Here is a 23,357-nt window from a genome sequence, read left to right on the forward strand (position 1 = left end):
TGGACTTACTGGCTCCACTGGGACTACCGGGACTACCGGGGCTACCGGGGCTACCGGGGCTACCGGGGCTACTGGGGCTACTGGAGCTACCGGGGCTACCGGTTCCACTGGACTTACTGGCTCCACTGGGACTACCGGGGCTACTGGGGCTACTGGAGCTACCGGGGCTACCGGTTCCACTGGACCTACTGGACCTACTGGTTCCACTGGGACTACTGGAGCTACCGGTTCCATCGGGCCTACTGGCTTCACTGGTTCCACCGGGCCTACTGGTTCTACTGGCTCCACTGGGCCTACCGGGGCGGCTAGTGTAGGATTAACAAACTATCTATATGTTTTTGATACTACTAACCAATCAATTGCAGTAGGAAGTAGTGTTACTTTTAACACAAATGGACCTATAACAGGAACTGCCCTTAGCCACATCACAGGTACTGGAAATATTATAATTAATACACTAGGAACATATGTAGCAGAGTTTCAATTACAAGCTTCTCGCGAAAACCAATTCTCCCTCCAACTAAATGGTACACCAATTTCAGGTGGACGTTTTGGTACGGGGTCACCACATACAATAAATCAAGGTACTGCTGCTTTTACCGTAACAGTTGTTCCTTCAACATTGACTTTAATAAATAACACCTCTTCAGCAGGTACTATCACTCTCTCAAATAGTGATGGTGGCTCTTTAACAAATGTATCTGCAAGTATAAGTATTTTTCAGGTCGGATAATTAATTTGGTTAGAAAAGTAATTCATAAAGTTTACAAATAAAAAAATGAGGCTTCTCTTTTCTAGAGAAACCTCATTTTTTTTATTAAATTTTAAACTGACTCGTATACAGATCAAAATAAAACCCTCTATCTTCCATAAGAGACTCATGATTCCCTCTTTCTAAAATTCTTCCATCCTTTATAACAAGGATTTGATCTGCTTTTTCAATTGTTTTAAGTCGGTGAGCGATCACAAAACTTGTGCGACCTCTCATTAAATTATTTAGCCCTGCTTGTATTTGTAATTCTGTTCTTGTGTCAATATTAGATGTCGCTTCATCGAGAATTAATATATCTGCATCTGCTAAAATTGCTCGTGCAATCGCAAGAAGTTGTTTTTGTCCTTGACTTAAATTCGATCCTTCTGAAGCAATTTCTGTTTCATATTGATTTGGCAAATGCTTAATAAAAGAATGTGCAGATGCTGCCTTAGCTGCAGTGATAACTTCTTCATCAGTAGCATCTAAGCGTCCATAACGGATATTATCCATAATCGAACCAGCGAATAAATACGTATCCTGTAAAACTACTCCTATTTTACTTCGTAAAGAATTAATATCATAATCTTTTATATCTTTTCCATCAATATGAATTTGTCCTTGCTGTATATCGTAAAAGCGAGTTAACAAATTAATGATTGTTGTTTTCCCTGATCCAGTCGGGCCAACTAAAGCAATTGTCTCTCCTGGCTGCGCTTTAAGACTCACTTCTTTTAAAATCGTTTTATTCTCTGCATAGCCAAATGAAACATTCTCAAGTGCAACATGCCCTTGTAAATTTTGTACAACAAATGCGTCTTTTTTATTTTGAATTTCTGGTACCTCATCCATAATCTCAAAAACACGTTCTCCACCAGCAACTGCCGCTTGAATTGTATTCATTAAAGTCGCAAATTGACTTAACGGTCTTGAGAATTGACGAGAATAATTAATAAAAGCCGCAATAACACCCACTGTTGTCATTCCGTTTAAGACCATAACTGATCCAGTCCCAATGACAAGCCCCATACCTAAGTTATTAATAAAGTTCATACTTGGAAAAATAAAAGCTGAAAATGTATCAGCCTTCGTAGCTGAAACTCTTAGCTGTTCATTAATTTTATTGAAATTTTGTACAGTTTCTTTTTCTTTTCCATACAACGTCGTAACATCCGCACCTGTAATTGCTTCCTCAATAAATCCATTTAATTCACCTAAATCTTTTTGACGCTTCGCAAAGTTTTTACCACTATATGCAACTAGTTTTTTTGTAACGTAAAACATAATAGGTACTGTAATTAAAGTTACAATTGCTAAAATCCAATTTAAGGCGAACATCGCAATCGTTACACCTATAAAAGTTAGCGCTGATGAAATAATTTGTACAACACTTTGTGTCAAAGCTTGGTTCAAATTATCTATATCATTTGTCACACGGCTCATTAAATCACCTTGAGAACGCACATCAAAGAACCGTAAAGAAAGCGTTTGGATTTTCTCAAAAATATCTTGTCGTATTTTTTGAATTGTTTTTAATGCAACGTTAATCATGACAAATGTTTGTAACCATGTTAAAAGTACAGTTACACCGTAAATCGCGATAAGTAACATACACATTCTTGCTGTACCACTTAAATCTTTCGGTACAATATATTGATCTATAATGACTCCCATAAAATAGGGACCTAATAATCCAAGTAAAGTAGTAACAACGACTAGAAATATAACAAACATTAGAGCAGCTTTTTGATAGCCCATATAGTTCCATATCCGCATTACAGTTCCTTGGGCATTTTTAGCTTTTCCCATCTTCGGTGTGTTTCGTCCACCTTTATTAGCAAATTGCCCTTGAAAATTACGCATGTTCTTCCCCACCTTCTTTATGCAAATTACCACCTTGGGAAAGATAAATTTCCTGATAAACCTCACTTCGTTCTAACAATTGTTCATGTGTACCATTGCCAACTAATTCACCATTATCTAATACAAGTATTTTATCCGCATCCATTATGGAAGAAATTTTGGACGCGATTAATAATGTCGTTGTGCCTTTATATTTTGTTTTTAAAGCTGTTTGAATAGTAGCCTCTGATTTTGCATCAACTGCTGATGTAGAATCATCTAATATGAGAATCGGTGGTTTTCTCACAAGTGCCCTTGCAATTGATACACGTTGTTTTTGTCCACCTGATAGATTTGTCGCACCTTGTGTTAAATTATATCGATAAGATTCTTCCAGCTTATTGATAAACTCAGTCGCACAAGCTGATGCAGCTGCTACTTCCAGCTCATCATGTGTTGCATTTTCTTTACCATAACGTAAATTCTCTTCTATACTACCTGAGAACAACAAAGCCTTCTGAGGTACAAACCCTATTGAAGCACGGAGTTTTTGCAAATCATATGTTTTAACATCTATTCCATCTATACATATTTCACCTTGATCCACATCATATAGACGTGGTAACAGTTTCGCTAAGGTAGATTTACCACTTCCAGTTGATCCAATAATCCCTACTTTTTCACCTTTTTGTATGCTAAACGAAATATCCTTTAAAACGTATTCATTATTTTTCGTATAGCTATAACTAACATTTTTAAATTCGATATTCCCCTCGATTTTCTCAGGTTCGATTGCATTAGCTGCGCTTATAATATCAACCTCGGTATTTAACACTTGCTGTACACGATCCGCAGATGGAAAAGCTCGCGCAATTTGAATAAATACCATGCTAATCGACATAAGTGACATTAAAATGATATTCAAGTAATTAATAAATGCCAAAATCGCTCCTACTTGAAGCGTTCCATTGAATACTTTTTCTCCACCAATCCATAATGTTGCGACAATCCCGCCACTTACAACTAGCATAATGATTGGCATCATTAAAGAAATAAGTTGCACAGCTCGAATATTTATCTTCGTTAAATTTGTATTTACATTTCCAAATTGGGCGATTTCGTATTTTTGTCTTACATACGCTTTTATAACACGTACACCAGATAAATTTTCTTGTAACTTTGTATTCACTTTGTCCAATGCCTCTTGCACCTTTTTAAATGTACCACTTGCTTTACTTGCAATTAAAATAATCGCAAGTAATAAAATCGGAACAACTACAAGTAATATTGGAAATAACTCTCGCGCTGTTACAAAAACAATAATTATACTTCCCATAAATAACAGTGGACCACGAACGAGAACACGTAATGTCATCGTCATTGCCGATTGAATGGAAGTGATATCATTCGTCACGATCGTTAATAATTTACCTGTTCCAAATGAATCACGATTATTACTAGAAAATGTTTCTATTTTCGCAAACACATCTTTTCGTATGTCTGTAGCGAAATTAACAGCTGCTTTTGTAGAATACATCATACACCCAAGCCCTCCAACTAAACCGAGTGCTGCTGCTCCTATCATAAGAAGCCCCATTTTTATTACATAATTTAAATCCCGATTTGCAATCCCAACATCAATGATATGTTGCATAATAGTCGGTTGAATTAAGTCCATCGCAACCTCAAGTACCATAAATAGCGGTCCAATAATAGCGAAGAACATGTATGGTTTTAAATACTGTAATAACTTACGAAATGATTTCATACATAATCTCCTTTTCCCATGAAATTACCACTGAATAATTCATATCCCTCCTTATTTAAGCGATATTTTTTGTAATTTCTTCATTACTTTTATTATATTATGCAAATTAATATTTAACATTATTAAATGATAAGTATTAATGACTTTCTGGTCAATACATATGCTTTATATTATGTAAATACAAAAACCGCATTCTTAATGAAAAGAATACGGTTTTTCATCTATAATTCTTCAATTGTAAAATTTAAAAACTCAGTCTCAAATCCATTATTTTTAGAAGGACTACACGTGTAAAAACCTATTTTAATAGGCTCACTCCCTATATCCTCCATTAAATGAGCGATTCTTATTTGTTCCCATTGATGGCTCTTTTTCACATATATTGTATAATCACCGCGTTTTCGAATAATTCGAAAACGAAGTTGTTGCTTAGCTGCTTCTGTTGGATAATCTTGCGTTGACCAATCAGAATATCCATTATTCGTTACGACAGCACCTAAGTGAGATGGCCCTTCAGGGATATATTCTAAAGATGTTTTTAGCCAACAGTTCTCCGAAATCATAACAAAAAGACCTGCTTGATCGAATTTTGAATTTGGATTCATACGTAACTGAACTTCAGCTTGAAAGTCTGTCATCATCTCATTATAAAATACATGACCATTCATTACTTCAAAACCATAATGTGTTTTAAGCCAAAAATCGGTTTCTGCTTTCGAACGGACAATAAACGCATGATTATCATTAATTTTATAGTATTCAGGTACATTCATTATAGTGAGTTGCTCAATACGTTCTGGTATATACGATATATTCATAGCTCCTCCATAATAAAGCATTTATATAGACATTTAAAACTCCGCTAATACTGGGAATTTATAACCTTTAAAATCTAACTCTTTATCACTTCGAACCATTAAATACTTGCTAGACTGTAATTCTGTAAACTGTACATCCTCAACCCCTAATTGATCCGGTGAAAAATAAAATTCGATTTCCGTAAACCTTTCATTGATTTCTCCACATAATTCATCTAAAACCGGAAGTACTGGCGCAAATACTCCAAATAATTTCAACTTTTCATTGTCTACTTCATAAACGATTAAAGCATCTAGTTTCTCTGAATAATACAATTTCTCATTCCATTCCGAATCATACATATTCAAATAAAATGAAGGATGGAAGTTTAAAGTTGAAAAACTATTTGAAAGTCTTTGGCTACTATCAATCGTTTCATGTATTAACTGTCTATTCTCTATATTATAGAAATCTAACTTTTTAAGTAGTGAATGGTTATTATTAATATTTTTATCATATGGTATAGTCATCAAATATTCCTGCACAACTTTAAATCCAAATGCTGTATATAGTTCAGGTTTTTCCGTAAACAATAATGCACATTCACATTTCTTATCAATTTCTTCTATCATTTTACTCATTAATTGTGTCATTAGCCCTTGTCTACGGAAATTAGGGTGTGTCATTACTGATTGAATACCCGCCGCATTTATTTTTTCACCATTAATTAATAACGGGAGTGAAAATGCCGCAACATTTGCAATCACTTTATCTTCTTGTAAAAATGATAAAGCTTTATATGTATCATCCCAATATCCTTTATCCGAAAAATCATTCAATGTTTGAGTTGTAATTCCAAACACTTCTTCAAATAAAGGAAATAACTGCTCCCTTTTCGGTTCTTCTATTAGAAGACTTGCCAATTTTTCAACATTCCCCATGTTGTACCTCCAAATGTTAAATTCCATTAAATTAGATATACTTATATGACCTACTCTTAAAAATAGAGGTCTTACCAATCAATATACTATCATAAAACATAAAAAAAAAGTCTAATTAATTTTATGTTTCGACTATTTGAAAATAAGTCGAATAAAAAAATATTAAGATTTTCGGATATTAATTAGTTTATTTTATAAAAATAGCGCTTTCTAATTAGCTTTTACTAATAGAAATACACTATTTATAATAAAATATTTTTATTCTTTTATCCCTTCAAGTCTTTCCTTCGTATTAATTTCTTCTCCACTTATACGCTTTTCAAAAGACTTTCTCCAACTATTTGAAAGTGCATTTACTTCTAATATCCTTTTTACCCCTTCAATATTTTGTTTTTCCTTATGCATAATACGGTTAGCGAATGCTACTGAAACACCTTTTGGATCAGACTGTAGTCTTTTTAAGGTGTCGACTGATGATACCCATCCTTCTTTTAATACACGAAAATAAAATCCTGTATATCCTGTTTCTTGAAAATATAGTGGTAACTTTGGAATATTATATTTTTTTGCTAATTTAAAACAAGGTTGCCTTGGTTGTGTTACCTGTACGATTGCCTGTCCTAGCTCAAATGTATCACCAATACAAACATCCTCTTCGCTCATACCACTAACTGTTATATTTTCTCCGAAAGCCCCATATACAAGATCTTGATTCAATTCTTTTTCCCAGTATGGATAGTGATCACCAGTATAAACACAAACTGCTTTATCTACTCCTCCATGATGAACTAAGTCAGCTTGTCCATCCCCATTAAATTTTACAAAGGATAAATATACCGGTTCCTTTACTTGTTTCTTATTTATGCCTGTATGAACTACCTTTCCACCGTATGTAACCTCTTTTGGTAATCCTATATTTAAAGATAATAATTGATATTCATTAACCATTCTATTTCCTCCTTTAAAGGTGTTACATGTATTTTCTCTCAATTAATTTTTACAACCCTCTCTGCTATATAAAGATGATTATAAAACCTTTAAAATCATTGTTCAATTCAATTATTTATATAATAATGATAGGTATAACCTATTATTATACTTGAGGTGATTCCAATCGAATTACGACAACTTGAATACTTTTTAGCTGTTTCAAAAGAATTACATTTCACAAAAGCAGCTGAGAAATTAAATATTTCACAGCCTTCTCTAAGTCAACAAATACGTGCATTAGAGCATGAAGTAGGAATGCCACTTTTCGATCGAATTGGTAAAAAAATATCTTTAACTGAAGCAGGGAAGATTTTATTATCACATAGTAAAACCATTTTTCATGAAGTCGAACAAGCTCGTTCAGCTATTCAAGACCTAAACGGATTACAGCAAGGTTCCTTAACAATAGGGGCTTTGTTAACCGTCGTAAATTATTTACTACCAACAGCTATTTTAAATTTCAATAATTTATATCCCAATATAGAGCTTTCTGTATTAGGGCTTCGCACAGGAGATATTCGTGAAAAATTATTACGAAACGAACTAGATATTGGAATTACATTTCTCCCGGTGCAAGATAAAGAGATTATCTCTATCCCTCTATACAAAAGCGATCTTACATTAGTCGTGCCAACTGGTCATCGATTAGCTGAACGTAATCATGTATCTATTGCTGAATTACAGAACTACCCTTTAATTCTTTTACCTAAAAATTTCTTTTTAACCGAACTAATTACATCTCATTGTCAAAAATTCAACTTTAAACCAAGACCAATTTTAGAAATTAGCACGATGGAATCTTTAATCCAAATGGTTTCCAAAGGAATGGGAATTACAGTGTTACCCAAACCATATATAGACTTTTTACAAAATAAAAACATTCAAGCTATTAAAATAGAAAACCCTACTCCAACAATTGAAATAGGGCTAATTTATAGAAAAGATAAATATATGTGTGCTGCAACTCGAGAATTTATTGAGCAACTAAAAAGTACAGTACGTTCTTTGCAAAACTAAACAAAAGAGATTATCCTATGAAACCGTTTCACAACGATCTAGTAGAATAATCTCTTTTCAAAACAAAGTAAACATTATATTAAACTCTTATAGATTTTAATGTACCTTTTTAGATATTGGAATATATTTAGTAAAATATGCACCAACTAGCAATAATACAATTGAAAATAACCAAGTAAAAGCACCGCCAAAGTGAAACCAATATGCAAACATATTTAAAATTGCGAGTGAAAAGAAGCAAATAGAAGTTAACGCACTTTTCAATCCTTTTATCCCAGATTTTTTTCTCTTTTGATAAGCAATATACATCGCAATAACAAGAAAAAAGATAAGAACAAATGGTAACATAACTTTTAGCATTGGTAATCCCTCCAGTGTAAATGCACTCTCTTCATTATCATCTTATCTCATTTATCTTTTAGGCATCAATTCATTCTTATCTTCCCTCCAAAAGTCAGTATAAGTTTTATTTTTAAAGTTCACGTTCACCTCAGAAAACGGCATACTTCCTCCAACTTTCAATGAGTACCAGTCGTTTAAAAGTGGTGATCCGAAACAAATCTTCATTGTACGATCATGTAAATCGAATAATACAGAATGTAAAGTTCCAAACCATTCTTCATAGTTATGTACAGTCAGTCCATCAGGATATTCTTCTTCTACTAACTTTTTTAAAGACTCTATGCTCACTTGTTCATATCCATTTAAATGCTCATGTAAAACATGATATCTCTTTGTAGATTGTTCTAATTTCCTATTATTTAATTTCTGAATTGATGAACTAACTGCATGGTTTGTTGATACAATAAAAGTTTGGTTGTCACCATCAATCGTTGTTGTGGATTTATGACCGTCAAATATTTCAATATGTGCTGCGTTTAAAGGATCAGCTACTATTAAATTAATATTACTAGCAATTGGTATTTCTTCTATTAGTGATTTAGCTTCCTGCACATTTTTACATTTCTCCAACAACAATCGAATTACCGCAAAACACTGTAAACCATTTACCATTGGCTTTCTTAAACCTGCAATGTTTCCTACTGGTTGACCACATGCTGAAAATGTAACAGATAATCCATGTTCGTTAACCCCTTCTGTTCGACCAAAATATTGAGTAGAAAAGCCACTATGTGCATACGCACCTTCAACATGCGTCGAGCAAAAACGCATATCATCTATTACTGGTGATAAATCATAATTTCTTAATACATAAGTGTGAGTTGAATCTGTCTTTTTAGGTAATACTGCACAATGACTACAACCTGCTTTCAATAGTGTTTGATAGTAATACATCATATTTTTTGAAGGAATTTTTAACACTTCACAAAAACCTTCAATTTCTTCATTAATTCCAGAACAATATTGATTTAATATATTTCTAGATTCTGTCCAATGGTTATGCGATATTAAGTTTTCTTGCTCTATAAATTGCGGAATAAGATAAGAATGTTGTTTCACAAATTCACCTTGTTGCTTACCAATTTCATAATGACTTCCTTTGAGCGATGAAAAATACCCCTTTACTTGATACATCAAATTCCCCCTCTTATTAAACATATCCATATCGTACCAAATGAATCCCATTCATTCTTGATGTTTTTTACTACCTTACCTTAACTCCATGCCACTTTAAAACCTCCACTAATAATTATTTACTAAATAATTATTTTTTTGTTAATATTGCTACAGAAGCTTTACTTCAAAATAAAATAGTTTAATATCAAATGAGCAAAATACTATATTGAACTTACTCGTAAGCAATCATCTAATTTTTGAGATTAAGAAACTTATTTATCAAAGCAAAAGGAGAATTTATGTATGAGCAATTGCAAACCAATTGATGAATTAACTATTGAAGACCTAAAACAAAACCCCATTTGGGAATGGGCAATAGATGAAGAGGAAAACGAAGAACATGACGAAACATGGGTAAAACCAGCAGCAACTACTAATTTTACAGAGGAGCTAAACGGTTCAATCGTACTAGGCGAACTATTCTTACATAATGGTGAAAAATTCCCTATGATGTGTGAAATTGACATTGAAAATAACGAGGCAGTAATTCGTTCTGTTGTTTATTATAACGAAGCAGAAAATGAGTATATTGCTATAGAAGATATTGTGAAAACGGTCGAAATGCCGTTATCGATTATTATTAACCTAACAATTCATGCAGAATCCAAAACCTTACGCTTCACTGCACATAAAGTAGATATTTATAAAAATTCAATAACGACTAATTTAAATTAAAGTTGGGCGAAATAAAGAAAACAATTATTAAATAAAGTGAAGCTTTAATCAGTGGGGGTCTTACTGCCCAGCAAATAGCGGGATAAAAACCGGAAAATGATTATCGATTCCCCGGTTTTTCAAACTAGATTAAAGTATTCCCTTTTCTACTAAAGTCTCTGCGATTTGAACTGAATTCCAAGCCGCACCTTTTAATAGGTTATCAGAAACAATCCAGAGGTGGAATCCGTTTGGCATATCAGGATCTTTACGTATTCTTCCGACAAATGTATCTATTTTCCCTTCTGCATATAATGGCATTGGATACAGCTGTTTACTAGGGTTATCCTGCAAAATAACACCTGGTGCATCCATTAATACTTCCTTAATTTCCGTAACGGTTGCTTCTTTTTCCAGTTCTATATAAACCGATTCTGAATGCCCTGATACAACTGGAACACGTACACAAGTAGCTGCCATTTTCAGGTTTTCATCTTCTAATATTTTCTTCGTTTCTTGAATCATTTTTACTTCTTCAAAAGTAAAATCATTGTCTGTAAATATATCTACTTGAGGCAGTACATTAAACGCTATTGGGTAATGTTTTTTATCTTTTTTCGCCGGTAATATATTACTTTTCACTTCTTCACCAGCAAGCATAGACTTAGCCTGCTCTTGTAATTCATGAATCGCATGAATGCCAGAACCCGATACGGCTTGATATGTTGAAACGATAATTCTTTCTAAACCGAATGATTTTCGAATCGGCTGAAGTGCTGTTACCATCTGTAATGCTGAACAATTTGGAACTGCAATGATACCTTTATGCTGCTTTAAAGTATGCGCATTCACTTCCGGAACAACGAGCGGTACATCTTGCGCCATTCGGTACTCACTTGTGTTATCAATTACAATCGCACCACTAGAAACTGCATGAGTTACAAATTGTCTAGATACTTCTCCCCCAGCGCTAAAAAAGGCAATATCTACACCTTCAAAGCTAGTTGTTTTTGCCTCTTTTATAATTATCTCTCGTCCTTTGAATCTTACTTTCTTACCGGCGGATCGTTTTGACGAAAGCAATGTAACTTCAACTATATTAAACTTCATTTCATTCTCTAACAGTTCAATAATTTTTTGTCCTACCGCACCTGTAGCCCCAACAACAGCTACATGATAGCCCTTTTTGATCATCTTTTCTCCTCCAATATTACCTGAATGAATATTTCTACAATTTCATTTTATACAGAATTTAATCATTTGGAAAATTAAAATACATGATATAATCATTCACAAATCATGATAATAAAAGAGGGATCGCTTATGGAAATGAGACATGTTAAAACATTTTGCGCCATTGTGAAGTATGGTAATTTTTCTAAGGCTGCGCATGCGCTAGGTTATGCGCAATCTACTGTTACAGCACATATGAAAGCTTTAGAGAACGATTTACATATTCCTCTTTTCGATCGGTTAGGGAAAAAAGTGCTACTTACAAAAGCAGGTCATCAATTTCATCCTTATGCATTAGAATTACTTTCAATATATGAAAAAGCGCAAGAAATCCCCCAAAATACAGATTATTTAGAAGGTACATTAAGTATTACATCTAATGAATCATTAGCGGTATACCGATTACCACAATTATTACGTACTTACAAACAGAAAAATCCGAAAGTAAATATCGTACTTGAAACAAACACAAATGAACAAGCATTACAAAAATTACGTGAAGGAGAAACAGACGTTATCTTCATAATTGGAGAAAGTATAGAACATAATGATTTTATTACGCGTACTTTGAGTAATGAAATATTTGGATGGATTTTACCAGATCATTCCGCTGCACATACAAATCCATTCCAGTTATTACAGGACACCCAGTTCATTTTTACAGAACAAAGCTGCGGCTATAGGCCAATGGTAGATCGTTTTTTATGTCAAAGTGGAAATATTCCAGCTAAAACATTTGAAACTTCCAATGTTGAAGTCATTAAACAATCCGTTATGTGTGAGTTAGGCATTTCAATTCTTCCTTATATCGTTGTACAAGAAAGTTGCCAAAAAGGACAACTATGTTTTCAACCTATCGAAACTCCAACAGTTATTCAAAGTTATGTAATCTATCATAAATCTAGATGGATTTCCCCGGTATTACAATCGTTCCTTTCCTTACTTGAACGAGACTAAAATATTAAGACGTACATAGAAAAAGAGTAATTGCCTAATAAGCAATTACTCTCTTTCATTAATTAGTATACTATTTATTAGTCTGTCCCCCACCTGCAATTAATTTACTACCTGAATATGTACCTTTGTTCATAAACACTTGATTAATTAATTCTTTTTGCTCAGCTTCCGACATTACTCCTTTTCCTTCTCCTAAATTCCCACTTTGTAATTTCCAAATCTTATTATGATCCCCATCAACCTTTTCATATTTTCCTTGTTTCCATCGTTCTAAAATTTCTACATATGTACTTCCCTGTACAAGATCATTACTCTTTACAATATCAATTAAGCTTTCAATCCGCTCTTGTGTAATAAAAATATAGCCCCACTTTTGATCAGCTTTCGCTTTTTGATGTGCCATTTCATGTAATGCTGTCTGTATGTTCTCATCTGTCCATTTAAAATTTTTATTAAAACCACTATTCGGCAATGAATAATTTCCATTTTCTAAAAGCTTTGCATCTTCTGCTTTTACGTTACTATCAGCTAATACTTCTACTGCTGGAGCAGCTGGTGATGCCTTTTTCGCAGCTGGTTTACTATTATTTAAATAATGCAGCATACCATATGTTAAACCTACTCCAATTACCGCCATACCAGCTATAACACCTATTATTTTCAAAAATGTTTTCATCTCGCTTGTTTCCTCCCAAATATCTCCGTTCTGACTACCTAATTATTTCTTATATAAAAACTGTTACTTCATTCAAAATATCGCATCCCATCCCCTATCATATTATTTATATATACTTCCTCATATTGTATTTCTTTTTCTTTAAAATTGAAAGATTATTCTGTTAAATAATGAAAATATTCTACAAATTTTTCCTTTATATTTATAAAGAAACAAAAAACAACGAGCGCGTTCTACAACACTCGTTGTTTTTACTTTATGCACGATTTTCTTTTAACCACTTCGTAATAGCATCTAACTTCGAAACATCAAAACGTCTTTCTTCACACACATTCAAATTTTGTGAGTTTCTCACTATTTCTAATTCATTATTTCTTACACTTTTTGCCTCAATTAATTTACAATACCCATCTGTAACAGTATTTAAATTTTCATAATAACGCTGAAACGATTTTGATATATGTAAATGTTTTTCAAAGTTTCTTCTTCTTTTCGTCTCATCAGATACTTTCCGCTTTCTAAGTTCTTCATCGTTCGTATATAAATAAAAATATTGATCCGGAAAGCCAATTTCCCTATTTATCATCTTTTCTTTATAAAAATTTTCTATTAAAGATAATGGCTGATTAAATATATCAAAATGAAAACACCAATTATAACTAAGTGGCTGATAAATATCGCCATCGAGTATTACTAATTCATATTGCTTTGACTTCTGAACAGCTATATTCCAGCGCTCAACTTGTTTTTCAAAATACCATGTTCTATGTTCATTTTTTGGCCTTTCAAATAAAGAATTCACTTCAGGTATTATATAAGCACCATAATTCTTTTCTAATTCACGGCACGTGGTACTTTTACCAACAGCGCTTGCTCCCTCAAATGCTATTATCCCCATAGTTTCTCCCTCTTTCATTAACTAAAATTTCGTTGTTTCGCTTTTCTTCCCCATAACTTTCTCCATAAAACAATTGAAGCGACAGTGAGCATGATTGTTGTAATGATACTACCTTCAATTCCGAACGTGCCTCCATGCAATGTTTCTGGTCCATTTGTTATAGACTTAAAAATTGGAGTAGAATATACAGTTGTGCCACTAACTGCAAAACCATATACATTATATTGAGCCCAGTTCCAAATTGAGTGCCATGCACATATTCCCCACAGACCGTCTTCTTTCAATACATATAAAGCTGCGAAAACACCCACTAATATTATATTCGATATAGATAATATTGTAATTCCTGGATTAAGTAGATGAAGAAATCCAAATAAAAATGAAGTTACAATTATTCCAACCCATATACGACTTCTAACAGAAAGAACCGGGAATAACCAACCTCGTACAATAATTTCTTCCGTTGCCCCTTGTATTAAAAATGCAACTAGAGATCCTACTATTCCTACTATCACTGTTGAGGTAATATGTTGTACTTGCAATTTCACACTCCCCATTAATAATAGTAGAATAACTGGCGTTGAAATAAATAAAAACCCTATTAACGCACCTTTTAAATACTTTCTCATCCAATTCTCTTTCCAAAAGCCAATGGATGAAAAAGGTCTTTTTTCTACAAAACGAACCCATATAAATAAAATAAATATAGCTCCGCCAAACGTTAACACCATTCTAACATTGTCATAAATACCTTTCATGAATATCGTTTCAGCTTTCGGTAAAAATAACATAAATAACATAAAAAGTTCGCCTAAAGTCAAAAATATAATGGCTAATATTACAGCAAAGACTGGATGGACCTTTTTTCTCCCTGCTTTTGCTGCTTCAATTATTATAAATGAATTATTTTTCACTTTCTTTTCTCCTTTTATAATATTTAACTACCAACAGTAACCAACCATATTTTACCACGAAAAATATATTATTAATATTTACTCTAAGTTTTTCTTACATGATTTTGCATAAATCCCAATTAGGAATAATATATAAATAAAAGAGGTGCCTTTGTGCCTTTACTATTATCACCCAGATTACTCAGTGGTATTACCAGCACTTGCTATTTCCCACCATTTGTTGTAAGATAGTAATTAAGGTCAATTTAACACTATATTTTCTTTGCATATTATCAAGTATCAATCGGGGACAGTTTGTACTCCTTATGGGTTTTTGATAATATGTGAAATTTTATTTTCATTCAAATAAGGCCGATCATATTGTAATTTTTCTACTTTTAGGAGGCATTACCATGACATTAACAGGTAAAGTAAAATGGTTTAACAGCGAAAAAGGTTTCGGTTTCATCGAAGTTGCAGACGGTAACGATGTATTCGTTCACTTCTCAGCTATCACTGGCGACGGCTTCAAGTCTCTTGACGAAGGTCAAGAAGTTAGCTTTGAAGTTGAAGAAGGTAACCGCGGACCTCAAGCTAAAAACGTTGTAAAGCTATAATTCAAACAATAAAAAGGTTGTTACCAGCAAGGTTAACAACCTTTTTAATATATAACTAAAATTTTTTACATAAAAGGAGTGGTTACATGTATCGCAATCGAAAGAACGATGTAGCAGAAGTACCACCAGAACAAACCCCTGTTTGGGAATGTGAATCAGAGGATTGTTTAGGATGGATGAGAAAGAACTTTTCATTTGAAGAAGAGCCTAAATGCCCTTTATGTAAAAGTAGCATGAAAAGCGGAGAACGTTTATTACCTAAATTAGGTTAATTTATAATAAAAAAAACCTCTTTTAATTAAGAGGTTTTTTTTATTATAAATTTATGTCCTCAACATCAGTTCGCACTATAGAATACAATAATGCATCGTGTTGCTTATTTCCTTGATGAATATATCCGCGCAATAGCCCTTCCTTTTGGAAGCCAATTTTAGATAACATTCTACAAGAAGTAATATTTTCAGGATATGTAATAGCTCCAATTCTAAACAAACCTAAATCTTTAAATCCATAATTAATAATTTCTCCAGCTGCTTCTGAAGCATAACCATTTCCCCAATAGCGAGGATGCAGATCATATCCAATCTCAGATCGTTTACTCCATAATTGTAAATTGTTTAGTCCAATTGTTCCTATTAAAACGTTCGTTTCTTTTAACACAATTCCCCATCGTATTGCCTTTTTCTCAAAGTAATTTTTTGAAAAAGATTCGATCATACGTGAAGCTTGTCCAAACTCCGTAAAAGAATTCATACCGTAGTAACACGTCACTTCATCCAATGAAAAGATTTCATATATTTTTTGACAATAAGATTGTTCTATTTCAACTAAACGTAAGCGTTCTGTTTCTAGTATAGGAAATGCCATAGGATCACTCCTTTCTCTCTACTCATTCATTATATCAGAAAAAATATGTATAATTAGTAAAGTCCTTATTGTTCCATAAATCAAACATTTCTAATGGTACATTCTCTCTTAATTCTATATACACGAATTAGATACCTTCTGATTGCACCTCAAACATGACGCTATAATTTCCATAAATCGAATTTTAAATTATCAAGAACTGTAAAGAAATTGTTTCTTCATTTTCTCTTTCTAAACAACCAACCTACCCCATACATTTATGGTAAAATATAGTTAATATATTATTTTATTGTGGAGGTGAAGATTTCCTATGTATATATTCATCGGCTTATCCCTCTTACTCATATTACTTATTTTTTTATTCGCAAAAAAATTCACACCAAACTCATTCATGATGACTAGCTTTAAAGGTAATAGCTTTAGGACATTTTCAATCGGTATTTTAATCGCTGCCATACTCTCACTTTCATATGGAACTTATCATGCGGTAACATATCAACCTAGTTATTTAGATATTAAATTAAAAAATCAAAACTATACTGTTTTCGGTAATGTAGGCGAATTCGGTTATTTCTCCGAAGAATTATTAAAAAAAGATACAGAAGTACAACTATATTTCGTCTCTTGGAAAACAATACAGTTAAAAAATCCGGTAATACTTATAGAATATCCTTCAGGAAAACAAGAAACATGGAAGCCAAATATCGTATCAATACCGGTAAATAAATTACAAGAAAAACATGATATAAAAGATATTTATCAACTATCACCGTATTCATTTAAAGAGTCTGGAGAAATAACATTAACAATAAAAGAAAACAATGTAAAAAACAATACAATTTCCATTCAAATAAAATAAATAAAAACTGTTCCTCCATTTTGCTGAAGGAACAGTTTTTATTTATTCTACAGTATTATTTATTTAATGTAGCCATTATTTCATTGGCTATATTCTTTCCATTTCCAATACACGCACCAATTCCGACACCATAATATGAGGCACCAGCTAAATATACATTTGGATAAAGATTCGTCATTTTTTCTTGCAATGCTTGAACCGCTTGATTATGTTCTAAATGATATTTCGGCATTAAATCTTTCCAATTTGTAACTTCGACTACTTCTGGCTCACCTTTAATTCCGAGACTCTTTTCAATATCATATAAAGCTACTCGTACTAATTCTTCTTCACTATAATTTTTGATTGTTTCATATACCGGATTGGTGCTCTTATAAAACATTCTTACTAATAATTTTTGTTTACCCGATGTATGTTTCCACTTTCGACTTGTCCATGTACAAGCATCACAATGTAAATCACTGTTTTCCGTTACAATAAACCCTGTGCCGTCAGCTGGTAGTTGTTCATCTAGTATGTCAAATCCTAAGTAAATACTTATAAGAGATGAGTTTTTAAATGTATTAAACTGCTCATTTAACTCATTAGACTGTAATAAAGTTTGTGCTATATCATGCGGAGCTGCTAAAACAACATAATCAGCTTGTATTGTTTCATGATTTACAAAAGAAATCTCATATCGATCTTCTTGTTTACTTACAGCCGTCGTTATAGCACCTTTTTTTACGACAGTTTCAGTGAGCACTTCTTCTAAGCGATTAATTATCGTAGATAGTCCACCTTTAAATGATACGAATTTTTTATTTCCTGCTGATTGAAATTGTTTTTTATTCTCTTCAAAACCTTTAATAATACTTCCATACTTATTTTTATAATCCAGTAAATACGGTAATGTAGATGCCATTGTAAGCTCATTCAACTTACCAGAATATACGCCTGAAAGTACAGGAGCAATTTGTCTTTCCACTAACTCTTTCCCTAAGAAACTTTCTAAAAATAGAGCAAGTGATGTATCTTCCGTAAACTCTTTATTTTTCGTTATGAAATCTTTTAAAGCTACGATTTTCCCTTTCGTTGAGACTAGCGTACTGCTAAACAAAGACTGGGCGCTCATCGGTATCCCAAATATAGTATCAGAAGGAATCGGATGTAACATGTTTTCAGAATATATGTAAGAAATACCCGTTTCATTATATACCATTTCATCTTCTAAATTTAAATCTTTTACAAGTGGCATAACATATTCATTACGAGCAACGATTGAATCCGCTCCTGACTCCATAATGAAATCCTTTTCTTCCACACTATGGATTTTACCACCTAAATACTCTTCTTTCTCAATAAGAATAAAATTTAAATCGATATTATAATCCTTTTTTAATTTTTCTAAATAAAACATAGTAGAAAGTCCCGTTATACCTCCACCGATAACAACAACTGTTTTCATATGTGCTGCGCTCCTAACCGATACAATTAATAATTCCTTTTTATTATAACCAAAAGTCCTTATATTCGACTAGCAAGTTGCGCATTCTGTAAGAAATTAGACAATATATTTGAATATATTTTCAAATTACCTAATAAAAAAGAACTATAACATATACAAACCACGTCATAGTTCTCTTTATTTTAAAAACATAAAGTAATTGATTAATTTGTCTAGTTCTTGACTCAATGCCAATACTTTTTCATGTTGAATTCCATAATCCGATACTAAATATAAAAGTTCTTCTTTTTTTATTTCAATTACTTTTTCCAATTTCGCTAGTTCCATGTCGTTTTACATCTCTCCAAAAATAAAATGTATGTATTTCAGTATAGCCTACTTACATAATTAGTAAAAGTAAAATACGCATGTAAAATCTTACATATTTGAAAAAATAATATACTACTAACAAAAAAAGAAACTAGATTAAGCTTTCTTTTACAGATTATTGACGTTCATTAAGAATGAATAATTTTTCTAATGTTATATCTTTATAATTTGGAGCTCTCTTTATATGATTAAAATAACTGGCAATTGCAGCTGCTCCAAAATGCGCATGCCAAATATCATTTGTTTCTTTTTTACATTGAGAAATAATTGAAAGGCCGCCTTTTAAAATACTTTTGTTTTCCATTTTCTTTCTCCTCTAGTTAAAATCACTATATTTTCATCCTAAAGATGGTGTCAGTACAAATAAAATGTGATTCGATTCATCACTTTTATTCAAAAATCGATGCTTCACATTTGGTGGAATACGTACAACATCGCCTTCTTCTAAAAAATATTCTTTTCCCTCCAATTCTACGTACACTTCCCCTTTCATAATAACAGCAATCTCTTCCTTATCTTCATGGGAATAATGACTTTCTGTTGTGTTTGCTTGTTTATTTAAATCCATCATTAACATTTCAATACGTGCTTTCATAAAATCAGGTGTTAATACATCATATACAATGTGATCATTGTTTTCCCGATATACTTTTTTTCGATCTTTTTTCTTAGAAATGAGCGAATCTGTATCGATATCATTAATAAAAAGTGTAAACAGCGGTACATTTAATGCTTTTGCAATTAACTCCAAAACATTTAAAGAAGGATTAGCATGTCCTCTTTCAATTTGGCTAATTAGTGATGTACTAATCCCTGCATAATCAGCAAATTCACGAATTGTCATATTATTTTTCTTACGATAACTTAATACTGTTTGTCCAAGCCTATCATGTATCATAGTAAAACTTCCTTTCGTCCATCATAATGCATATTTCATTGTCTTTGTGCTGACATACTAAACAAAGGCAAATAATCCTTTCCTATTATCTCCGGGACTTATATACTTACTTTTGTACATTATATCGCATTAAGTTTATTATAATAAACATTCTATCGGAGGGACAAACTTTGAAATCACCTATTCTTTCATATTTCATCTTATTTTTTGGTGTATTCGCCTTATCAACTTCAGCAATTTTTGTAAAATTGGCAGATGCTCCTGCGACAATCATTGCTTTTTACCGATTATTCTTTGCCACACTGATCCTGTTACCGTTATTACTATTTAATAAAAATAGTCGAAATGAGCTAAAAACTTTAACGAAAAAACAATGGACATTCGGATTCACATCTGGGCTATTTTTAGCTGCACATTATGTACTATGGTTTGAATCATTACAATATACTTCTGTAGCAAGCTCTACAGTTATCGTAACGTTACAACCTTTGTTCTCAATGATTGGTGGTTATTTTTTATTTAAGGAGAGATTTACGAAAGGAGCGGTTATTGGTTGCCTCATCGCTATTTCAGGTAGTATCATCATTGGCTGGCAAGATTTCAAAATTAGTGGAGAAGCTTTATATGGAGATATTTTAGCATTTATCGCTGCCGGTATCATTACTGCTTATTTTTTCATTAGCCAACACGTTCGTAAAGATTTGTCACTTATACCATATTCGGTAATTAGTTATGGAAGTAGTGCTGGCTTTCTTAGCATATTTGCTTTCATGCAACAAGAATCTTTCATCCATTACTCTACACAAACTTGGTTGTGCTTTATTGGATTAGCTTTCATTGCTACAATTTTAGGACAAACCATTTTTAATTGGTTATTAAAATGGATGAGTGCTACTGTAATTTCAATGAGTATTTTAGGTGAAACAATTGGCACTTGTATGCTAGCGTACTTTATATTACATGAGACTATTTCTTTACAACAAGGACTAGGAATTACCGTTATTTTTATTGGTTTAGTATTATTTTTATTACAGCCAAATTCTAATGAAAAAGCATGACAGTATACTGTCATGCTTTTAACTATTCATTATGTACAATTAAACCATTCGGTCTAAAACGACTCATCATAATTTCATTAATAAACTTTCCGTGAGCTTTCAAATTCCCTATCTTTACTCCCTCTTCTACAAATCCAAATTTTTCATATAAAGCTTTTGCTTTTGGATTCGTTTCTAACACACCTAGTTCTACTCTCTCTAACATTAACCAATTATCAGCCAGATCAAGCATCTTCATAAGAAGTGCTTTCCCAATTCCTTTATTATGATATTCACTGTCTACCCCAATGAATAAATCGCCTGAATGAGATCTTCGGCCCGGACTTTGTGTTAAACCTACAAATCCAACAACTTCTCCATCATATTCTGCAACAAATTCAAATTGATTTGGTGCTAAATTTCGAATTCTATTTTCCATAGCTTCTACACGCATGCTAGGTAAGAAAACCATATACGGTAAAACGTCATCCTGTATACATATACGATGAATTGCTCTAGCATCTTGTATTTCTACTGCTCTAACGTTGATCCCCATCTTTCTCTCCTCCATATAAATAACAATATATTTGTTTGTGTGTATTCTAGAGAAACGTGTATGAATGACCTTCTCACTCGTATTTCTTTATGTCATTTTTACATAATTATTTCGATATAATACTTAATTTCCAAAAAGATTAACAACTATATGGATTTGGTTAACTTTTCGCCTCGTTATATAAATTAAGCAAATTTTCAATTGGAATACCATTTAGTTTCATGCCGACTATATTACAATTTTCTATTTCAATATTTTTCAGATTACTATTACTTATAGTGCTGCCTTCCAAATCACATTTATCGAATACAATAGGTTCCTTCTCATCTCCGAGACTTGTATTTTTAAATTGCACTCCACCTAAAGTCACCAAATTAAATTTACTGCCAGAAAGATTTAAATCTGCATATGATGACCATCTAAAATTTATATTTCTAAACTTTGATTGACTTACATTACAATTACTCATATTCATATTTATTATATTGCTACCAACAAATGAACTGTTTTTTAAATTCACTTGATAATACCCTGTATTCGCTAAATTACAGTTTTCGTATTGACTATTTTTCATATCTTTATTTGTAACTACACTCTCTTTGTTTGAGCTTGTTTTTATTCTTTTCACGTAACAATACTCATCTTCCGATTCAAAAATCATTTGGTAGCCCATCTTTTTATAAAAGTGATGATTATTAATTTGTCTACTAGATGTTTCGAGATCCCAAATCTTTATGTTTGGATATTCCTTTTCTATTAATTTCATAACATGTGATCCAATTCCTTTTCCTTGATAAACAGGATCTACAAAAATACGATCAATTCGACCGTACGACTTACCAGAAATCGTAACTATTATCCCTCCAATTATTTCTTTATCCATTACAACTTTGAAAGAATCCAATTCTTCAATGGAATATTCCATCATTTCAACTGAAGAATACCCTGGCGGTTGAATGTTATAATCAATGACATCATCTTGGCCGTATAGCCATTGTTTTGCTTCTGCATCAAATGTTCTTTTCATTATTTCTGTTAATTTCTCAGCATCTAAAATTGTAGCTTTTTCTATAGATATTCTCGTCATTTTCGTTTTCCCCTTCATTATTACAAACCAACCATTTTTGTGAATGCCATAATTATCAATTCACTTTTATTTTTAATGCTTTTCCCATTATTACATATGGAACATCATTTGTACTTGGATGAAATGGCTCCAATATATTTATCCAATCTAATCTTTCATATAACGAACGTGCTTTTTCATTGTTTATTTGTGTTGTTAAAACACTCGTTCTATTTGGAATCCCTTCTAGTAATTCATTATGTAATTTCGTTCCAAGACCTTCATTTTGATATTGTGGGTGGACTGCTAACTCTACAAATTCAAAACAATCTTGTAACCATTCGTCTACTTGCTCTAGATGTAACGCTTCTCTCATTAATTGATTATAGTACTGTCCCTCCATTGAGCGATAACCATAAGTAAAGCCAACTACTTCATTTTCATCATTTATTGCTACTATACCTTTAAAACCTGTATATTCTATATGCCTATTCATTCGCTCGATTATTTCATTGAAATTTATTTTCTCAAATACTTTACAATACAATTTTGCCATATCCCCAATTAAGATTTCATCTTTTTCAATGCTTACGAATTTCACTTTATTCCCCCCTGTTAAACATTTACATACTTAAAATTTTAAAA

27 protein-coding genes are annotated in these 23,357 nt (G+C 32.4%); 8 read left to right on the forward strand and 19 right to left on the reverse strand.

The genetic code is table 11. From position 1 onward, the window contains the following. On the forward strand, nt 1–733 hold a 733-nt coding region (locus tag AB6801_RS00425; protein ID WP_370941019.1), incomplete at its 5' end, for a collagen-like protein. 84 nt (nt 734–817) lie between these two features. Here the strand turns inward: AB6801_RS00425 and AB6801_RS00430 are convergent. From AB6801_RS00430 to AB6801_RS00450, 5 genes are all read right to left on the reverse strand, one after another. Then, the gene (locus tag AB6801_RS00430; RefSeq protein WP_001243556.1) at nt 818–2,614 is read right to left on the reverse strand and encodes an ABC transporter ATP-binding protein; all 1,797 of its coding nucleotides are present in this window, start codon (nt 2,612–2,614) and stop codon (nt 818–820) included. After that, nucleotides 2,607–4,361, reverse strand: coding sequence for an ABC transporter ATP-binding protein (locus tag AB6801_RS00435; RefSeq protein ID WP_000834788.1), 1,755 nt, complete (start codon nt 4,359–4,361; stop codon nt 2,607–2,609). The genes AB6801_RS00430 and AB6801_RS00435 overlap by 8 nt, the downstream gene beginning before the upstream one ends. A 221-nt stretch (nt 4,362–4,582) precedes the next feature. Next, nucleotides 4,583–5,179: a DUF1349 domain-containing protein gene (locus AB6801_RS00440; protein WP_001027681.1), complete on the reverse strand. Its 597-nt coding sequence runs from the start codon at nt 5,177–5,179 to the stop codon at nt 4,583–4,585. Between the two features lie 33 nt (nt 5,180–5,212). Next, the gene (locus tag AB6801_RS00445; RefSeq protein ID WP_000528676.1) at nt 5,213–6,100 is read right to left on the reverse strand and encodes a GNAT family N-acetyltransferase; all 888 of its coding nucleotides are present in this window, start codon (nt 6,098–6,100) and stop codon (nt 5,213–5,215) included. Between the two features lie 258 nt (nt 6,101–6,358). Next, nucleotides 6,359–7,048: an MOSC domain-containing protein gene (locus AB6801_RS00450; RefSeq protein WP_097999388.1), complete on the reverse strand. Its 690-nt coding sequence runs from the start codon at nt 7,046–7,048 to the stop codon at nt 6,359–6,361. A 156-nt stretch (nt 7,049–7,204) separates the two neighbouring features. Here AB6801_RS00450 and AB6801_RS00455 point away from each other — a divergent pair, with 156 nt between their 5' ends. Further along, nucleotides 7,205–8,107, forward strand: a complete 903-nt coding sequence (locus AB6801_RS00455) for a LysR family transcriptional regulator (RefSeq protein WP_097999389.1) — start codon at nt 7,205–7,207, stop codon at nt 8,105–8,107. A 96-nt stretch (nt 8,108–8,203) separates the two neighbouring features. Here AB6801_RS00455 and AB6801_RS00460 read toward each other — a convergent pair whose 3' ends face one another. Further along, entirely contained in the window at nt 8,204–8,467 is a 264-nt protein-coding gene (locus AB6801_RS00460; RefSeq protein WP_000921858.1) for a hypothetical protein, read from the reverse strand. A gap of 51 nt (nt 8,468–8,518) precedes the next feature. Next, nucleotides 8,519–9,643: a C45 family autoproteolytic acyltransferase/hydrolase gene (locus AB6801_RS00465; RefSeq protein WP_087948364.1), complete on the reverse strand. Its 1,125-nt coding sequence runs from the start codon at nt 9,641–9,643 to the stop codon at nt 8,519–8,521. A gap of 285 nt (nt 9,644–9,928) precedes the next feature. Between AB6801_RS00465 and AB6801_RS00470 the strand changes: the two genes are divergently transcribed. Beyond that, nucleotides 9,929–10,360, forward strand: coding sequence for a hypothetical protein (locus tag AB6801_RS00470; RefSeq protein ID WP_000063764.1), 432 nt, complete (start codon nt 9,929–9,931; stop codon nt 10,358–10,360). Nucleotides 10,361–10,489: 129 nt separating this feature from the next. Here AB6801_RS00470 and AB6801_RS00475 read toward each other — a convergent pair whose 3' ends face one another. Further along, on the reverse strand, nt 10,490–11,533 hold the full coding sequence (locus AB6801_RS00475) for an aspartate-semialdehyde dehydrogenase (protein WP_000591702.1): 1,044 nt from the start codon (nt 11,531–11,533) through the stop codon (nt 10,490–10,492). Nucleotides 11,534–11,662: 129 nt separating this feature from the next. Between AB6801_RS00475 and AB6801_RS00480 the strand changes: the two genes are divergently transcribed. Then, nucleotides 11,663–12,529: a LysR family transcriptional regulator gene (locus tag AB6801_RS00480; protein WP_000425894.1), complete on the forward strand. Its 867-nt coding sequence runs from the start codon at nt 11,663–11,665 to the stop codon at nt 12,527–12,529. Nucleotides 12,530–12,599: 70 nt separating this feature from the next. Here the strand turns inward: AB6801_RS00480 and AB6801_RS00485 are convergent, their stop codons facing one another. The 3 genes from AB6801_RS00485 to AB6801_RS00495 form a co-directional block, all read right to left on the reverse strand. Beyond that, on the reverse strand, nt 12,600–13,205 hold the full coding sequence (locus AB6801_RS00485) for a PRK06770 family protein (RefSeq protein WP_000846982.1): 606 nt from the start codon (nt 13,203–13,205) through the stop codon (nt 12,600–12,602). A gap of 256 nt (nt 13,206–13,461) precedes the next feature. Next, nucleotides 13,462–14,121 (reverse strand): nucleoside/nucleotide kinase family protein, encoded by a 660-nt coding sequence (locus AB6801_RS00490; RefSeq protein ID WP_002005064.1) that lies wholly within the window; start codon nt 14,119–14,121, stop codon nt 13,462–13,464. Next, nucleotides 14,121–15,017, reverse strand: coding sequence for a CPBP family intramembrane glutamic endopeptidase (locus tag AB6801_RS00495; protein ID WP_087967865.1), 897 nt, complete (start codon nt 15,015–15,017; stop codon nt 14,121–14,123). The genes AB6801_RS00490 and AB6801_RS00495 overlap by 1 nt, the downstream gene beginning before the upstream one ends. A gap of 392 nt (nt 15,018–15,409) precedes the next feature. Between AB6801_RS00495 and cspD the strand changes: the two genes are divergently transcribed. Next, on the forward strand, nt 15,410–15,613 hold the full coding sequence (gene cspD, locus AB6801_RS00500; RefSeq protein WP_000176366.1) for a cold-shock protein CspD: 204 nt from the start codon (nt 15,410–15,412) through the stop codon (nt 15,611–15,613). A gap of 86 nt (nt 15,614–15,699) precedes the next feature. Next, nucleotides 15,700–15,885 (forward strand): cold-shock protein, encoded by a 186-nt coding sequence (locus AB6801_RS00505; protein ID WP_000286203.1) that lies wholly within the window; start codon nt 15,700–15,702, stop codon nt 15,883–15,885. A gap of 43 nt (nt 15,886–15,928) precedes the next feature. Here the strand turns inward: AB6801_RS00505 and AB6801_RS00510 are convergent, their stop codons facing one another. Further along, nucleotides 15,929–16,480, reverse strand: a complete 552-nt coding sequence (locus AB6801_RS00510; RefSeq protein WP_097999390.1) for a GNAT family N-acetyltransferase — start codon at nt 16,478–16,480, stop codon at nt 15,929–15,931. 310 nt (nt 16,481–16,790) lie between these two features. Here AB6801_RS00510 and AB6801_RS00515 point away from each other — a divergent pair, with 310 nt between their 5' ends. Then, on the forward strand, nt 16,791–17,339 hold the full coding sequence (locus tag AB6801_RS00515) for a hypothetical protein (protein WP_000275250.1): 549 nt from the start codon (nt 16,791–16,793) through the stop codon (nt 17,337–17,339). 55 nt (nt 17,340–17,394) lie between these two features. Here AB6801_RS00515 and AB6801_RS00520 read toward each other — a convergent pair whose 3' ends face one another. The 4 genes from AB6801_RS00520 to AB6801_RS00535 all read right to left on the reverse strand — a co-directional run bounded on the left by AB6801_RS00520 (nt 17,395) and on the right by AB6801_RS00535 (nt 20,053). Next, nucleotides 17,395–18,786 (reverse strand): protoporphyrinogen oxidase, encoded by a 1,392-nt coding sequence (locus AB6801_RS00520; RefSeq protein WP_000860344.1) that lies wholly within the window; start codon nt 18,784–18,786, stop codon nt 17,395–17,397. 177 nt (nt 18,787–18,963) lie between these two features. Beyond that, complete coding sequence (locus AB6801_RS00525; protein WP_000417698.1) at nt 18,964–19,113, reverse strand: aspartyl-phosphate phosphatase Spo0E family protein; 150 nt, start codon at nt 19,111–19,113, stop codon at nt 18,964–18,966. A gap of 157 nt (nt 19,114–19,270) precedes the next feature. Then, the gene (locus AB6801_RS00530; protein WP_058839124.1) at nt 19,271–19,459 is read right to left on the reverse strand and encodes a hypothetical protein; all 189 of its coding nucleotides are present in this window, start codon (nt 19,457–19,459) and stop codon (nt 19,271–19,273) included. Between the two features lie 33 nt (nt 19,460–19,492). After that, nucleotides 19,493–20,053 (reverse strand): helix-turn-helix domain-containing protein, encoded by a 561-nt coding sequence (locus AB6801_RS00535; RefSeq protein ID WP_000581029.1) that lies wholly within the window; start codon nt 20,051–20,053, stop codon nt 19,493–19,495. A gap of 170 nt (nt 20,054–20,223) precedes the next feature. Between AB6801_RS00535 and AB6801_RS00540 the strand changes: the two genes are divergently transcribed. Further along, on the forward strand, nt 20,224–21,111 hold the full coding sequence (locus AB6801_RS00540; RefSeq protein WP_000841812.1) for a DMT family transporter: 888 nt from the start codon (nt 20,224–20,226) through the stop codon (nt 21,109–21,111). A gap of 22 nt (nt 21,112–21,133) precedes the next feature. Here AB6801_RS00540 and AB6801_RS00545 read toward each other — a convergent pair whose 3' ends face one another. From AB6801_RS00545 to AB6801_RS00555, 3 genes are all read right to left on the reverse strand, one after another. Then, the gene (locus tag AB6801_RS00545; RefSeq protein ID WP_000512617.1) at nt 21,134–21,646 is read right to left on the reverse strand and encodes a GNAT family N-acetyltransferase; all 513 of its coding nucleotides are present in this window, start codon (nt 21,644–21,646) and stop codon (nt 21,134–21,136) included. Nucleotides 21,647–21,806: 160 nt separating this feature from the next. Further along, a complete protein-coding gene (locus AB6801_RS00550; protein WP_002061342.1) occupies nt 21,807–22,751 on the reverse strand; it encodes a GNAT family N-acetyltransferase in 945 nt (314 codons plus the stop codon). A 37-nt stretch (nt 22,752–22,788) separates the two neighbouring features. Then, entirely contained in the window at nt 22,789–23,313 is a 525-nt protein-coding gene (locus AB6801_RS00555; RefSeq protein WP_000673963.1) for a GNAT family N-acetyltransferase, read from the reverse strand. Nucleotides 23,314–23,357 lie beyond the last annotated feature (44 nt).

The sequence above is a fragment of the Bacillus sp. RCC_6_1 genome (assembly GCF_041360755.1).
In the GTDB taxonomy this organism is placed as follows: Bacteria; Bacillota; Bacilli; order Bacillales; family Bacillaceae_G; genus Bacillus_A; species Bacillus_A cereus.